11 protein-coding genes are annotated in these 16,265 nt (G+C 57.6%); all 11 read left to right on the forward strand.

All coding sequences use genetic code 11. The features are described 5' to 3' along the window. Window position 1 precedes the first annotated feature (1 nt). The 11 genes from C8C99_RS19340 to C8C99_RS19385 all read left to right on the forward strand — a co-directional run bounded on the left by C8C99_RS19340 (window position 2) and on the right by C8C99_RS19385 (window position 16,098). Window positions 2–664, forward strand: a complete 663-nt coding sequence (locus tag C8C99_RS19340; RefSeq protein ID WP_056640979.1) for a type 4a pilus biogenesis protein PilO — start codon at window positions 2–4, stop codon at window positions 662–664. After that, window positions 664–1,206, forward strand: coding sequence for a pilus assembly protein PilP (locus tag C8C99_RS19345; protein ID WP_108626606.1), 543 nt, complete (start codon window positions 664–666; stop codon window positions 1,204–1,206). Before C8C99_RS19340 ends, C8C99_RS19345 begins: the two co-directional genes overlap by 1 nt. Further along, window positions 1,203–3,341 (forward strand): type IV pilus secretin PilQ, encoded by a 2,139-nt coding sequence (gene pilQ, locus C8C99_RS19350; protein WP_082576800.1) that lies wholly within the window; start codon window positions 1,203–1,205, stop codon window positions 3,339–3,341. The genes C8C99_RS19345 and pilQ overlap by 4 nt, the downstream gene beginning before the upstream one ends. 20 nt (window positions 3,342–3,361) lie before the next feature. Next, on the forward strand, window positions 3,362–4,498 hold the full coding sequence (locus C8C99_RS23860; RefSeq protein WP_146186033.1) for a hypothetical protein: 1,137 nt from the start codon (window positions 3,362–3,364) through the stop codon (window positions 4,496–4,498). Window positions 4,499–4,587: 89 nt separating this feature from the next. Continuing rightward, entirely contained in the window at window positions 4,588–5,679 is a 1,092-nt protein-coding gene (gene aroB, locus C8C99_RS19355) for a 3-dehydroquinate synthase (protein WP_082576801.1), read from the forward strand. 67 nt (window positions 5,680–5,746) lie between these two features. Then, window positions 5,747–6,925 (forward strand): deoxyguanosinetriphosphate triphosphohydrolase, encoded by a 1,179-nt coding sequence (locus C8C99_RS19360; protein WP_082576802.1) that lies wholly within the window; start codon window positions 5,747–5,749, stop codon window positions 6,923–6,925. 286 nt (window positions 6,926–7,211) lie between these two features. After that, complete coding sequence (locus tag C8C99_RS19365; RefSeq protein ID WP_108626607.1) at window positions 7,212–7,871, forward strand: DUF1415 domain-containing protein; 660 nt, start codon at window positions 7,212–7,214, stop codon at window positions 7,869–7,871. Next, window positions 7,868–8,815, forward strand: a complete 948-nt coding sequence (locus C8C99_RS19370; protein WP_233247269.1) for an SAM-dependent methyltransferase — start codon at window positions 7,868–7,870, stop codon at window positions 8,813–8,815. Before C8C99_RS19365 ends, C8C99_RS19370 begins: the two co-directional genes overlap by 4 nt. A gap of 145 nt (window positions 8,816–8,960) precedes the next feature. Then, on the forward strand, window positions 8,961–9,656 hold the full coding sequence (locus tag C8C99_RS19375; RefSeq protein ID WP_056640988.1) for a transposase: 696 nt from the start codon (window positions 8,961–8,963) through the stop codon (window positions 9,654–9,656). Window positions 9,657–9,837: 181 nt separating this feature from the next. Then, window positions 9,838–14,571: a glutamate synthase-related protein gene (locus C8C99_RS19380; RefSeq protein ID WP_108626608.1), complete on the forward strand. Its 4,734-nt coding sequence runs from the start codon at window positions 9,838–9,840 to the stop codon at window positions 14,569–14,571. A 48-nt stretch (window positions 14,572–14,619) separates the two neighbouring features. Continuing rightward, on the forward strand, window positions 14,620–16,098 hold the full coding sequence (locus tag C8C99_RS19385; RefSeq protein ID WP_108626609.1) for a glutamate synthase subunit beta: 1,479 nt from the start codon (window positions 14,620–14,622) through the stop codon (window positions 16,096–16,098). The last annotated feature ends 167 nt before the right edge of the window (window positions 16,099–16,265 follow it).

A 16,265-nucleotide genomic window follows, 5' to 3' on the forward strand; every position in this document is an offset into this window, starting at 1 on the left:
CATGGCGAAAACCAAAGAAAAAAAGATAAATTTCGCTGAACGGATGGAATCTGTCCAGCGGCAGTTTAAGAACCTAGATACCCGAGATCCCTCAGTTTGGCCAGTTCTGCCAAAGGTGATTCTCTGCGTCTTTATCGCGGGTGCTGTGGCTGCGGTGTCATGGTTCGCTTTTTTGCAAGATTATGAAGTGCAGCTAGATGGGGAGCGAAACAAAGAACTTGCGCTGCGAACTGATTATCAAAAGAAGCTAGTGAAAGCCGTCAGTCTGGATGCGTTGAAGAAACAGCGGGAGCAGATTCAGCAGTACGTTATACAACTGGAAAAGCAACTCCCCAGCAAGGCTGAAATGGCTGCATTGTTATCAGATATCAATCAATCTGGTTTGGGTCGCAGTCTGCAGTTCGAGCTGTTTCGGCCGGGTCAAGTAGTCGCGAAAGATTACTATGCTGAATTACCAATTTCCATTCGGGTGACGGGAAAGTATCATGATATTGGTGCCTTCGCTTCAGATGTTGCGCACTTGTCGCGTATTGTCACGCTAAATAACATGACTATCACGCCCGGAGCTCGTGATAGTTTAACGATGGATGCGACTGCTCGCACTTTTAGATATTTGGATCCTGAGGAGATCCAGGCGCAGAAGAAAGCCGGGGGGGCTAAGTGATGAGAACTTATGCTGGGCTACTTCTTGTTGGCGGCGCTTTAATTCTTTCTGGCTGTACCCCCTCGGGTGAAGACGAGTTGAGGGGGTGGATGGCTGAGCAACGAGCGAGCACGAAGCCGAGCGTTCAGCCTTTGACTGAGCCGAAAAAATTTATTCCTGAGCCTTATACTCAAGACGGTGTTGTAGAACCTTTCAATCAAATTAAATTGACCCAAGCTTTGAAGCGAGATTCAAATCAGGTTGCATCGAACGCTGCTCTGATTGCGCCGGAAATGGCTCGTCGCAAAGAGCCTCTGGAGGCTTTTCCATTGGATGCGATGGCTATGGTCGGGAGCTTGAATAAGTCTGGTGCCCCCACCGCGCTGGTTAAAGTTGATAATTTGATTTATCAAATAAAAATTGGAAATTATCTTGGTCAAAATTATGGAAAAATAACTCGAATTACTGAGAATTCCATTCAGCTGCGTGAAATAGCGCAGGACGCAACTGGGGATTGGATAGAGCGTTCAGCTTCGCTTGATCTGCAAGAGGGTAAAAAATGAAACAACATAGTGGCAATTTTTTTAGTTACTGCCGTGGCGCTGCTGTTGGCGTTTCAGCTATTTTTATATCCCTTGGAGCGGCTGCGCAAGGAGCTATTAGTTCAATCTCTGCAAGCGTTCAAGCAGGGGTTGAGACGTTGAAAATTGATTTTACTGAGTCGATTGTTAATAATCCAACAGGTTTTGCTACGCAATCTCCTGCGAGAATTGCTTTGGATTTTCAAGGGGTTGGTAATTCATCCGGAAAATCGGCCTATGAGGTCAATCTTGGTAATTTGAAATCTGTTAACGTCGTTCAAGCAGGCGAGCGCGCTCGCGTCGTCCTTAACTTAAAGTCCCCGGCGGCTTACAAAACCGAGCTCCAAGGTAAATCCCTTTTTCTATCGTTGGAGCCTATTTCGGGTGTATCGCCGGCCGCTCCAAATTCTGTAGTCGCTTTTTCGGAAGGTCAAAATAGAGATGTGTTACCGCTGAGGGATATCGATTTCCGCCGTGGTTCCGATGGCTCAGGGAGGGTGATTGTTAATTTAACAAGCAATCAAGTGGGTGTTGATCTGCAGCAACAGGCCAAAGGCATCGTTGTGGAATTCATGCGGTCGTCTTTGCCAGAAGGATTGCGCCGTCGGCTGGACGTTACAGACTTTGGTACGCCAGTGCAGACGGTGACTGCAACGCAGTCTGGTGAACGGGTGCGCATGCTGATTGAGTCCAATGGTGACTGGGAACATAGCGCTTACCAGACAGATAACCAATTTGTGGTCGAAATACGCCAGAAAAAAGTCGATCTTAGTAAGCTGACCCAAGGTCCTGGCTATTCTGGTGAAAAACTTTCATTGAATTTCCAAAATATCGAAGTTCGATCCTTGTTGCAAGTCATTGCTGATTTTACCAATTTTAATATTGTTACTTCGGATACAGTCACAGGCGCCTTGACTTTGCGACTTAAGGACGTTCCTTGGGATCAGGCGCTTCAAATTATCATGGATGCTAAGGGTCTCGGTATGCGCAAGACTGGCTCTGTGCTCTGGATCGCGCCTAAAGACGAAATTGATGCTCGGACAAAGAAGGATTTTGAAGCCGCTCAGGCTATTCAAAAATTGGAGCCACTGAAAACTCAGGCGTATCAACTTAACTATGCAAAGGCCGCTGATATTCTTACACAGTTAACGACGAGTTCTGGTTCCTCGGGCGGGGCGACGGGCACTCGATTCCTGTCAGAGCGAGGAAGTGCTATCTCTGAGCCTAGAACCAACCAGTTGTTTGTTACTGATACAGCTAGTAAGTTGGAAGAGGTTCGTTTGTTGCTGGCAAGTTTGGATGTTGCCGTGCGTCAAGTGCTCATTGAAGCGCGGATTGTCGAAGCGCGAGATACCTTCGGTCGCTCGCTCGGGGTTCGACTAGGGGGTACAGATTTGCGTGCCAATCGTGGTGGCGATGGCGGGTATGGGCTTGGCGGTAATAATCGCGTCGCTTTCGGCACTTCTTACAATGACGCCGTTGCATCGAGTGGTGCTGGTGGAACAACGAGTACTAGTGGTAATTTTGTGAATTTACCAGCCAGCCTCTCCAATGTGACCGGTGTTGGTAGCTTTGCACTTTCGATTTTTAATTCTGCTGCGAATCGCTTCTTGACGCTTGAGTTGTCTGCCATGGAGGCAGATGGAAAAGGTCGTATTGTTTCAAGTCCCCGTATCATTACAGCAGATCAAACCAAGGCATTGATCGAGCAGGGTACAGAGTATCCCTATGCTGTTACTGCGCCGAATGGAGCCACTACCCTTGCATTCAAAAAGGCTGTTCTCAAGCTAGAGGTCACGCCGCAGATCACTCCAGAAGGAAATATCATTCTGGATCTGGATGTTAATAAAGATAGTCGCGGCGAGACTACCACTCAGGGCGTGGCAATCGATACCAAACACGTGAAGACACAGATTCTGATTGAAAACGGTGGAACTGTGGTTATTGGCGGTATTTTTGAGATGGAAGAAACCAATCAGGAAAATAAGATACCGGTTTTGGGAGATGTTCCTGTTGTTGGGAATCTTTTCAAAAGCAGAACAAAAGAATCTACAAAACGCGAGATGCTGGTTTTCATTACACCCAAGGTGATTTCTGACAACGGGCCTAGAAAATAATTCACCACTCTTTGATTGACATGAAAAATATACTGAAAACTCTACTGATAGTGGCTGCAAGTACACTAATTGCTGCATGTGGTGGCGGTGGCGGTGGCGGCGGAACTCCTAATGGGCCTTCTGCGACCTTGAGAGTTTATCCACCGGTGGATGCCATCAGTTTACCTGTTGGTGCCAGTGGATCGACTGGTATTGAGGTGCGCGGAGGCAAGGCGCCTTACGGCGTCATCAGCTCCGACGCTTCGGTCAGTGCCATGTTGTCTACGGATGGGATATTGTTTATTTCTGGAAACAGTGACGGTACATCTACGCTGACTGTGTACGATGAGAGCCTGCCTGTCCAGCAGGTGAAAATCACGGTGACCGCAAAAGCGGTTCCTTTGGCGAGTAGCGCGGGTACTGCGATTACATTGCGGCCGAACCAATCCGTTCAATTCAATGTTCGCGGTGGTGTTGCCCCCTATTCTGTAAATAGTTCGGATACCGGTGTCGTCAGCGCTTCTATTTCAGGCTCTACGGTGACTCTGGTGGGTATGCCAAAATCGGGCTCTGCAACTATTTTGATTACTGATGCGGCTGGTGCGACTCTGAGCGTAACGGCCACCGTTCAGATTAGCTCATTGAGTGTATCTCCGGCGTCGATCACGGGTCCGGCTGGTACCGCAAACACTGTGGCAATCAGCGGAGGGGTTGCTCCATATACCGTGAGTTCGACGAATACGGCTGTGGCTACGGCGACCCTTTCTGGTTCTTCCGTCAATGTGAGCCTGGTCTCTCAGGGCGCTTCAGAGGTTAAAATCACGGACGCTGCTAATACCTCCTTGGTCGTCTCCGTCACGGTTACGAGCAATGTGTTGCAAGTTTCTCCCGCGAATCAAACGGTAGACGAAAAGAGCGCAACTTCCACAACGTTGACCTATTTGATTGCGGGTGGTACTGCGCCCTACACACCGCTGGTGAGTCCTGCGGACAGAAGTTACTTCACGACACTTTCGATTGCCGGTACCGCGCTGACCGCTACGCTTCCTGATTCAACGACAGGACCAAGGTGCGTTACTGCCGACAAAGTTATTCCAATCGATATTTATGACTCGAAGCTTGTCAAGCAGACTGTTTCCGTCACCATCAAGGATGGTGGTGCTGTGGCATGCCCATGACAAGATAATATGTTAAGTAAAAAAGGCCAATTTCTAATTGGCCTTTTTTCTTTGGAAATTGTTTTGGCTAAGATTGGTGTATTTTACAAATGAGCCTTGTGAAAATAGATTTGGGTGACAGAGCATACCAAATTCAAATTGGCAATGATGTCGACATAGCGCAGTCCCTTGCTTCTGCCAATGTACGCGCCAAAATTGCAGTTGTTGTTACAAATGTGATTGTTGCCAAATTGCATCTTGATCGCGTGGTCGCTGTATTGGGTGAAGTATTTGACAAAGTTCATGTGATTGAGCTGCCGGATGGCGAGTCATTTAAAACTTGGAATTCGCTCGACCAAATATTCACCTCACTTTTGAGCTGGGAGTGTGATCGAAAGACCGTACTGTTTGCTTTGGGCGGCGGTGTGATCGGTGATTTGACGGGATTTGCGGCAGCGACTTACATGCGTGGCGTGCCCTTTGTGCAACTCCCAACGACGTTGCTCGCTCAGGTTGACTCTTCGGTGGGCGGAAAAACCGCCATCAATCACCCGTTGGGGAAAAATATGATTGGGGCTTTCTACCAGCCGCAATTGGTCGTCTGCGATCTGAGTACATTGAACACCTTGCCTGCAGGGGAGCTCAGTGCCGGCTTGGCTGAGGTTATTAAATACGGACCTATTGCAGATGCTGAGTTCATGGCGTGGCTCGAACGCAACTTGGATTCGGTTCTATCGAGGGAGCCCAATGCGCTCGCTTATGTGGTCCAGCGAAGCTGTGAAATCAAAGCGTGGGTGGTAAGCCAAGACGAGAAAGAGTTTGGCCTGCGCGCTATCTTGAATTTCGGCCACACATTTGGTCACGCGATTGAGGCCGGCATGGGCTACGGTGTCTGGCTGCATGGCGAGGGTGTCGCGGCCGGTATGGTGATGGCGGCCGAGCTTTCCAGGCGGTTGGGTTTGGTGGATGCTGATTTTGTTCAGCGATTGACCGCGCTGATTCGGCGAGCTGGGCTGCCAATCAAAGGGGCTGTTATAGATGCGAATGACAATGCGGGCCGCTACTTGGAGTTGATGCGGGTGGATAAAAAGGCCGAGGGCGGCGAAATTCGTTTTGTGTTGATTGATGGCCTTGGTAAGGCGATAGTGCGTACCGCGCCAGACGCTCTGGTGCGTGAGGTCATCGATGCTTGCTGCGAATGAATGTCAGTCCTAGCTTCAATGCCCGTGGCGCTGAGGCGCATGCAACACTTCGCGCAAGGGCTGGGTCGTGACCGAGGGGGGCGAATTGCTGCCTTGTGCATGTGATCCAGTTCGTACCCGAGGGCGGCGCTATCCAGAGGCGCCTCCTCCCACGCGCTCCGAATACCAGCGTGACCGCGACCGGATCGTGCATTCCACTGCGTTTCGTCGGCTGGTCTACAAGACCCAGGTATTTCTCAACCACGAGGGGGATCTGTTTCGTACGCGGTTGACCCATTCGTTAGAAGTGGCACAGCTGGGGCGTTCTATTGCGCGTTCGTTGCAGATCAACGAAGACTTGGTCGAGGCCATCGCTTTGGCCCATGACCTTGGGCATACCCCGTTTGGACATGCTGGACAGGATGCCTTGAATGGTTGCATGGCCGGCTTTGGCGGCTTTGAGCACAACCTCCAAAGCCTGAGGGTCGTGGACCAGTTGGAAGAGCGCTATCCGGTGTACGACGGACTGAACCTCACGTTTGAAACTCGCGAAGGAATTCTCAAGCACTGCTCACGCGCGCACGCCAGGCAGTTGGAAGACCTGGAGCCTAACGGAGTTGGCGTGCGGTTCCTGCGCAACGAGCGGCCGAGCCTGGAGGCGCAGTTGTGCAATTTGGCCGACGAGATTGCGTACAACGCGCACGACATTGACGACGGTGTGCGTTCGGGGTTAATCACCCTTGCCCAATTGCAGGATGTTCCCTTGTTCGACGCGTACCGTTTGTCAGCCGAGGCGGAGCATCCCGCCCTGATCGAACCATCGATGCACCGCCGGCTGCTGTACGAGGCGATCCGGCGGATGCTGAGCGCGCAGGTGTATGACGTGATCGACGCCACCAAAGCGGCATTGCTTGCGCATGCGCCTACTCACTCAGATGAGGTGCGGCGACTCCCGGTCCTGGTGCGATTCAGCGACGACATGCGCGAACGCTCCAAGGTTCTGAAGCAGTTCCTCTTTCGGCACCTGTACCGACACCCCCGCGTGATGGAAACCACCGGTCATGCAAGAGACATCGTGCGCGAGTTGTTTGAGGCTTACACCACCGAGCCTCGAGAAATGAAACCAGCGTTCGCCGCGCAGGCGTTGGCGGGTGACGGGCAGGGGCGGGCTCGGGCCGTGGCTGACTTTATTGCCGGAATGACGGATCGCTTTGCTGTGCGAGAGCATGAGCGCCTCACGGGGCGGCGACTGCTGCAGGAGCAGTGAGAGGCCTCTAGGCGCTCACCGTGCAGCGCATTTTGACGGTTGGGGTGCCAGTTCGCGAGATCCGTGGAGCGAGCATCAAGGCAAATAGAGGAGGCATTCCTGCAACGGATTCCTTCATAACGGTGCTAGATTCATTCGTCGATGTAGATCGGTAGTCACTCAATGGCGCGCGCGCGGTGACCCGTCTTGTCGGCGTCTCATCGCGGTGTATCCGCTATTGTTCGATGGTCGGATGACGGGTCCCGATAAAATCCAAGCTTCCTCTTCAGCGCTCGCGCGCGCGCTCATGACATCCTCCGTTACGGCCGCCGACGCGGCGACTCTCCCTCATTCTGTTGACCCCTACATCTACGACACCGTTCGGTGGTTGGAGAGGGCGGTCATTGGGTTGAATCTTTGCCCTTTTGCGAAGGCAGTGCATGTCAAAGGGCAGATCCACTATGTGGTGACTTTGACTACGGCAACCCAGGATGTGCTGGACTTGCTGCGCGTAGAACTCGCAGCGCTCGCAAATATGCCGTCAGAGGTCCGGGACACCACCTTGCTGGTGATTCCGCACTGTTTGCAGGATTTTCTGGACTTCAATGATTTCCTGGGCGAGGCAGAGGAGGTGCTGTACGCCCTGGGGCTGGAAGGTACGCTCCAAGTAGCGAGCTTTCACCCGCAATTCCAGTTCGCGGGCACCGATATGGACGACGTGACCAATTGCACCAACCGCTCACCGTACCCTATGCTGCATCTACTCAGAGAGGCCAGCATCGATCGTGCCGTTGCGGTGTTCCCGGAGGCAGAGGCCATCTTCGAGCGCAACATGGAAGTGCTGGAGGAGATGGGCATGGCCGGTTGGCAGTCGCTGGACGTTGGACCTCATGCCGGCGAAGTTGACAAAGCGGCGGTCAACATTGCAGGCGGCAGCAACGAGCCCGCACAAGGCACCGTTCTATGAAGCAGCAAAAACCATCGCCAGCGGCGTCCGGCGAACGGGTTCGTGGCAAAGGCAAACCCCAAAGCGAGAGTGCTGAGTTGCAGGAGCTGCGGCCTGGCCAATCCATCGAGCTGCTCAAGGAGTTGCATATCCTCACACGCGAGGGACGTCTCAACCAGGACTCGCGTCGCAAGCTCAAGCAGGTGTACCACCTGTTCAATTTCATCGAACCCTTGCTGACAGAGCCTTCTGCACACGGCGGCGGGCCCACGTTGGCTGACCACGGCGCGGGCAAGTCCTATCTGGGCTTCATCCTGTACGACCTGTATTTCAGGGCTTTGGGCCACGGGCATATCTACGGGGTGGAAACACGGGGTGAACTGGTGGAGAAGTCGCGGGCACTTGCCCAGCGACTTCACTTTGAGCGGATGTCGTTCCTGAATCTGTCGGTGGCCGAATCGGCCGATGCCCGTGAACTGCCAGCCCAGATCGATGTGGTCACCGCTTTGCACGCCTGCGATACAGCGACCGATGACGCTATTGCCTTCGGGCTTCAAAAAAAGGCCCGGGCCATGGTCTTGGTGCCTTGCTGCCAGGCCGAAATGGCGGCCTGCCTGCGCCAAGGCAAGGCCGTCCAACTGGCGCGTACGCCCCTGGCGGAGTTGTGGCGTCATCCCTTGCACACCCGCGAGCTGGGCAGTCAGGTGACCAACGTGCTGCGTTGCCTGTACCTGGAGGCCAGCGGTTACCAGGTCACTGTGACGGAGCTGGTGGGGTGGGAGCACAGCATGAAGAACGAACTCATCATCGCGCGCTACACAGGGCAGAAAAAACGCAGTGCCGCCGAGCGGTTGCGGGCACTCTTGGGCGAGTTTGGCCTGGAGCAGGCCATGGGTGCGCGTTTTGGCGTGTCCGCGTTGACAGATTCGCTGCTGGATGGGGCTGAGGCGGCGATCCCGGGCTGACGGTGGCTTGGTGATTGGCGAAAGGTGGCGTGCAGTTTGGCGCACTTCCCAACCATGGGGGCTGCCGATCTGGCTGTCGGGGTCTTGTTGGAATAAATAGGGACAGGTTTATGATCGCGGCCATTCCACTCCCGATCCATGACCCATGGCCCGTTTGCCCCGCCTGACCCTGCCGGGTCATCTGCACCACGTCATCTTGCGGGGCAACAACCGCCAACCCATCTTTGCTGGAGCGGACGATTTTGAGACCCTGCTGGCGCTGCTGACAGATCACGCGCAGAAATACGCCGTCGCCGTCCATGCTTACGTGCTGATGGACAACCACTTCCATTTGCTGGTCACACCTACCACGCCAGATGGGTTGCCCCAGATGATGCAGGCAGTGGGGCGCCGGTACGTGCAGTACTTCAACCGTCGACATGCCCGCACCGGCACGCTTTGGGAGGGCCGCTACCGCTCTACCGTGCTGCAGCCAGAACGTTACCTGTTGGCGTGCATGGTGTACCTGGATCTCAATCCCGTGCGGGCCGGACTGGTGCAGCAGCCTGCTGACTACCCGTGGTCGAGCCACGCCCACTGGCTGGGCCTGCGCAACGACCGGTGGTTGACACCGCACGCGCTGTATTGGGCGCTGGGCAACACCCCCTTTGCGCGCGAGGCGGCCTACGCCGCGCTGGTGCAGGCAGGCTTGGGCGCGTCGGTCCTAGCGTCGCTGACCGATTCAGCACTCAGCGGCTGGGCCCTGGGGGACGCCGATTTCCTTGGGAGTCTGCAACAGCAGACCCCGCGGCGTGTGACTCGCGGGATGCCTGGCAGACCTCGAACTGCAGAAAAGGCATAAAAACAAACTGATGTGCTGGTGCTATATGGGCAACATGCTATAGATTTTAATATGTCCCCAATATTGTGGCGGCGCTTGTCATTGGTTGTTAAATAAGAATCTGACCCCAATTAATTTGCTTGCCAAAATATGCTGCAATGCACTAATCTCAGCTCCCCTGCGAAAAATATAGGAGTGCGCCATGACCACGGCTGCCGAGATCCAGCATCTGCAACAACACGGTTTGTATTCATCGGGTAACGAACACGACGCCTGTGGCCTCGGGTTTGTGGCCCACATCAAGGGCATCAAGCGCCACGACATCGTGACGCAGGCCCTGAAGATTCTGGAAAACATCGACCACCGTGGTGCGGTGGGTGCTGACCCGCTGATGGGCGACGGCGCCGGCATCTTGATCCAGATTCCTGACGCGCTGTACCGCGAAGAAATGGCCAAGCAAGGCGTGACATTGCCTGCAGCAGGTGAGTACGGCGTCGGCATGATCTTCCTGCCCAAGGAGCATGCCTCCCGCCTGGCTTGCGAGCAGGAGATGGAGCGTGCCATCAAGGCCGAAGGCCAGGTGCTGCTGGGCTGGCGCGATGTGCCGGTGAATGTGGACATGCCCATGTCGCCCACCGTGCGCAAGAAGGAGCCGATCCTGCGCCAGGTCTTCATCGGCCGCGGCAACGACGTGATCGTGCAGGACGCGCTGGAGCGCAAGCTGTACGTGATCCGCAAGACGGCCAGCGCCAACATCCAGGCCCTCAAGCTCAAGCACAGCAAGGAATACTACGTTCCTAGCATGTCCAGCCGCACCGTGGTCTACAAGGGCCTGCTGCTGGCCGATCAGGTGGGCGTGTACTACAAGGATCTGTCGGACGAACGCTGCGTTTCGGCCATCGGCCTGGTGCACCAACGCTTCTCCACCAACACCTTCCCTGAGTGGCCGCTGGCCCACCCGTACCGCTATGTGGCGCACAACGGTGAAATCAACACGGTCAAAGGCAACTACAACTGGATGAAGGCGCGCGAAGGCGTGATGGCATCGCCCGTGCTGGCGGCCGACCTGCAAAAGTTGTACCCCATCAGCTTTGCCGACCAGTCCGACACCGCCACGTTCGACAACTGCCTGGAACTGCTGACCATGGCCGGCTACCCCATCAGCCAGGCTGTGATGATGATGATTCCCGAGCCCTGGGAGCAGCACACCACCATGGACGAGCGCCGCCGCGCCTTCTATGAATACCACGCCGCCATGCTCGAGCCCTGGGACGGCCCCGCCTCCATCGTGTTCACCGACGGCCGCCAGATCGGCGCCACGCTGGACCGCAATGGCCTGCGCCCCTCGCGCTATTGCATCACCGACGACGACCTGGTCATCATGGGCTCGGAGTCGGGCGTGCTGCCTGTGCCGGAGAACAAGATCGTGCGCAAGTGGCGCCTGCAGCCCGGCAAGATGTTCCTGATCGACCTGGAACAAGGCCGCATGATCGACGACGACGAGCTCAAGGCCAACGTCGTCAACACCAAGCCCTACAAGCAGTGGATCGAGAACCTTCGCATCAAGCTCGACAGCATCGAAGCTGGTGCTCAGGCTGCCGCGCCCCAGGCCGCTGACCTGCCCCTGCTGGACCGCCAGCAGGCCTTTGGCTACACCCAGGAAGACATCAAGTTCCTGATGGCGCCCATGGCCAAGAACGGCGAAGAAGGCATTGGCTCCATGGGCAACGACAGCCCGCTGGCCGTGCTCTCGGGCAAGAACAAGCCGCTGTACAACTACTTCAAGCAGCTGTTCGCGCAAGTGACCAACCCGCCGATCGACCCGATCCGCGAGGCCATCGTGATGTCGCTCAACAGCTTCATCGGTCCCAAGCCCAACCTGCTGGACATCAACCAGGTCAACCCACCGATGCGGCTCGAAGTGAGCCAGCCCGTGCTCGACTTTGCCGACATGGCCAAGCTGCGCGATATCGCGCAGTACACGCAAGGCAAGTTCAAGAGCGCGACCATTGATATCACCTACCCGCTGAGCTGGGGCCGTGAAGGAGTGGAAGCCAAGCTGGCGTCGCTGTGCGCGCAGGCCGTGGACGCCATCAAGGGTGGCGCCAACATCCTCATCATCAGCGACCGCGCCGTGAGCGCTACGCAAGTGGCCATCCCCGCACTGCTGGCACTGTCGGCCATCCACCAGCACCTGGTGGGCGCAGGCCTGCGCACTACGGCCGGCCTGGTGGTCGAAACGGGTACCGCGCGCGAAGTGCACCACTTCGCCGTGCTGGCGGGCTACGGTGCCGAGGCCGTGCACCCCTACCTGGCCATGGAAACCCTGGCCGAGATGCACAAGGACCTGGGCGGTGACCTGTCGGCCGACAAGGCCATCTACAACTACGTCAAGGCGATTGGCAAGGGTCTGTCCAAGATCATGTCCAAGATGGGCGTGAGCACCTACATGAGCTACTGCGGTGCGCAGCTGTTCGAGGCCATCGGCCTGAACACCGACACCGTGGGCAAGTACTTCACAGGCACTGCCAGCCGGGTGGAAGGCATCGGCGTGTTCGAGATTGCCGAAGAAGCCATCCGCATGCACAAGGCCGCCTTTGGGGATGACCCTGTGCTCGAAACCATGCTGGACGCAGGCGGTGAATACGCTTGGCGCGCCCGGGGCGAAGAGCACATGTGGAGCCCTGACGCGATTGCCAAGCTGCAGCACAGCACGCGTGCCAACAACTGGAACACGTACAAGGAGTACGCCCAGCTGATCAACGACCAGAGCAAGCGCCACATGACGTTGCGCGGCCTGTTCGAGTTCAAGATCGACCCCTCCAAGGCGATCTCCATCGACGAAGTGGAGCCTGCCAAGGAAATCGTCAAGCGCTTCGCCACTGGCGCCATGTCGTTGGGCTCCATCTCCACCGAGGCGCATGCCACCCTGGCCGTGGCTATGAACCGCATCGGCGGCAAGAGCAACACGGGCGAAGGTGGTGAAGACGCTGCCCGGTACCGCAACGAACTGAAGGGCATCCCGATCAAGAAGGGCGATACGCTCAAGAGCGTGATCGGTGCCGAGAACGTCGAGGTCGATCTGCCCCTGCAGGACGGCGACTCGCTGCGCAGCCGTATCAAGCAGGTGGCCTCGGGCCGCTTCGGCGTCACTGCCGAATACCTGTCGTCGGCCGACCAGATCCAGATCAAGATGGCCCAGGGAGCCAAGCCCGGCGAAGGCGGCCAGCTACCGGGCGGCAAGGTCAGCAACTACATTGGCAAGCTGCGTCACAGCGTGCCCGGTGTGGGCCTGATCTCGCCCCCGCCGCACCACGACATCTATTCCATCGAGGACTTGGCCCAGCTGATCCACGACCTGAAGAACGTGGCACCGCACGCAGGCATCAGCGTCAAGCTCGTGTCTGAAGTGGGCGTGGGCACTATCGCCGCAGGCGTGGCCAAGTGCAAGAGCGACCACGTGGTGATCGCCGGCCATGACGGCGGCACGGGTGCATCGCCTTGGTCTTCCATCAAGCACGCGGGCGGTCCCTGGGAAATCGGCCTGGCCGAAACCCAGCAGACCCTGGTGCTGAACCGCCTGCGCGGCCGCATTCGCGTGCAGGCCGACGGTCAGATGAAGACCGGCCGCGACGTCGCCATCGGCGCGCTGCTGGGTGCCGATGAATTCGGCTTCGCAACGGCGCCGCTGGTGGTCGAGGGCTGCATCATGATGCGCAAGTGCCACCTGAACACCTGCCCCGTGGGCGTGGCCACTCAAGACCCCGAGCTGCGCAGGAAGTTCTCGGGCAAGCCTGAGCATGTGGTGAACTACTTCTTCTTCATTGCCGAAGAAGTGCGCCAGATCATGGCCCAGCTCGGCATCAAGAAGTTCGACGACCTGATCGGCCGCACCGATCTGCTCGACATGCGCCAGGGTCTGGAACACTGGAAGGCACGCGGCCTGGATTTTGGCCGTCTGTTCGCCCAGCCCAATGTGCCTGCCGATGTGCCGCGCTTCCATGTGGACGTGCAAGACCACAACATCGAGCACACCCTGGACCGCAAGCTCATCGAGCGCAGCAAGCCCGCCATTGAAAAGGGTGAGCGCGTGCAGTTCATCGAAGTGGCGCGCAACGTCAACCGTTCCGTGGGCGCCATGCTGTCCGGCGCGGTGACCCGCGTGCATCCCGAAGGCCTGCCCGACGACACCATCCGCATCCAGCTCGAAGGCACGGGCGGGCAGTCGTTCGGCGCGTTCCTCACGCGTGGCATCACGCTGTACCTGATCGGCGACGCCAACGACTACACGGGCAAGGGCCTGTCGGGGGGCCGCGTCATCGTGCGCCCCAGCATCGACTTCCGGGGCGAGGCAGTGCGCAACACCATCGTGGGCAACACCGTGATGTATGGTGCCACCACGGGTGAGGCTTTCTTCAGCGGCGTGGCCGGCGAACGTTTTGCGGTGCGCCTGTCGGGCGCCACGGCGGTCGTCGAAGGCACGGGTGATCATGGCTGCGAGTACATGACCGGCGGTACGGTGGCGGTGCTGGGCAAGACCGGCCGCAACTTTGCGGCGGGCATGAGCGGCGGCGTGGCTTACGTCTATGACGAAGACGGCCAGTTCGACACCCGCTGCAACCTGTCGATGGTGACGCTGGAGCGCATCCTACCCGCCACCGAACAGGAAGCCACGGTGCCACGCTCGATCTGGCACAACGGTCAGACCGATGAAGCCCAGCTCAAGAAGCTGCTGGAAGACCACAACCGCTGGACGGGTAGCAAGCGTGCGCGCGAGCTGCTGGACAACTGGGCCGCATCACGCAGCAAGTTCGTCAAGGTTTTCCCGACCGAGTACAAGCGTGCGTTGTCTGAAATTTATGAACGGAAAGTGCTGGAAGAGTCCGCTACACCAGCGGTAGCTGCTACCAAAAAAGAAGTGGCCCCCGCCAAGTAAGGCGTCGCCATCCCCCTTCGCACAGCATTCATAGACAAGGATATCGTCATGGGAAAAACTACCGGCTTCATGGAATACGAGCGCATCGAAGAGGGCTACAAGCCCGTGCCCGAGCGCCTGAAGCACTACAAGGAATTTGTCATCGGCCTCGACGAAAGCCAGGCCAAAGTACAAGGCGCTCGCTGCATGGACTGCGGCACGCCCTTCTGCAACAACGGTTGCCCGGTGAACAACATCATTCCGGACTTCAACGATCTGGTGTACCACTCGGACTGGAAGAGCGCGATCGAGGTGCTGCACAGCACCAACAACTTCCCCGAGTTCACCGGCCGCATCTGCCCCGCACCGTGCGAGGCGGCGTGTGTGCTCAACGTGAACGATGACGCGGTGGGCATCAAGTCCATCGAACACGCGATCATCGACCGTGCCTGGGCCGAAGGCTGGGTGCAGCCGCGCCCTGCCAAGCACCAGACGGGCAAGAAGGTGGCTGTGGTGGGTTCCGGGCCCGCTGGCCTGGCCGCCGCCCAGCAACTGGCCCGCGCAGGCCACAGCGTCACGCTGTTTGAAAAGAACGACCGCGTGGGCGGCCTGCTGCGCTACGGCATCCCCGACTTCAAGATGGAGAAGTCGCACATCGACCGCCGCGTCAAGCAGCTCGAAGCCGAAGGCGTGGTCATTCGCACCAGCGTGTTCGTGGGCGCTGCCAAGGACGGCCTGGGCAAGGACTCCAAGGTCACCAACTGGGCCAAGGAAACCGTCACGCCCGAGCAGCTGAACAAGGAGTTCGACGCTGTGCTGCTGACGGGGGGCGCCGAGCAGTCGCGCGACTTGCCCGTGCCGGGCCGCGAGCTCGATGGCATCCACTTTGCCATGGAGTTCCTGCCCCAGCAGAACAAGATCAACGCGGGCGACAAGCTCAAGGGCCAGATCCTGGCCACGGGCAAGCATGTCATCGTGATCGGTGGCGGCGATACAGGCAGCGACTGCGTGGGTACCAGCAACCGCCACGGAGCGGCCAGCGTGACCCAGTTTGAAGTGATGCCCCAGCCCCCCGAAGTGGAAAACCGCCCCCTGACCTGGCCCTACTGGCCGCTGAAGCTGCGCACCAGCTCCAGCCACGAAGAAGGTTGCGTGCGCGAGTTCGCCATCTCCACCAAGGAGTTCTCGGGCGAAAAGGGCAAGGTCAAGAGCCTGACCACCGTGCAGGTCGAGTTCAAGGACGGCAAGCTGGTTGAGGTGCCCGGCACCGAAAAGCACTACCAGGCCGACTTGGTGCTGTTGGCCATGGGCTTTGTGAGCCCCGTGGCACCCGTGCTCGACGCCTTTGGCGTGGACAAGGATGCCCGCGGCAACGCCCGCGCCACCACGGAGTTCGACGGCGGCTATGCCACCAATGTGCCCAAGGTGTTTGCGGCCGGCGACATTCGCCGTGGCCAGTCGCTGGTGGTCTGGGCCATCCGCGAAGGCCGCCAGGCCGCGCGCGCCGTGGACGAGTTCCTGATGGGTTACTCGGACCTGCCACGCTGATCCTGCGCATTGCGCACTTTCCCTGCAACGGCGCCTTCGGGCGCCGTTTGTCCATGTGCTTGGGCTTGGGTTGGTGGCAGGAGGGTTGGAGGGTGAAGCGCAGGCAGGGCGCTACCATGCCCCGAAAGGCCCGTGGGCGGCCGGTAGCCCGGGCCGTAGTGTGTGGT

It is taken from the genome of Acidovorax sp. 107 (assembly GCF_003058055.1).
Classification (GTDB): Bacteria; Pseudomonadota; Gammaproteobacteria; order Burkholderiales; family Burkholderiaceae_C; genus Acidovorax.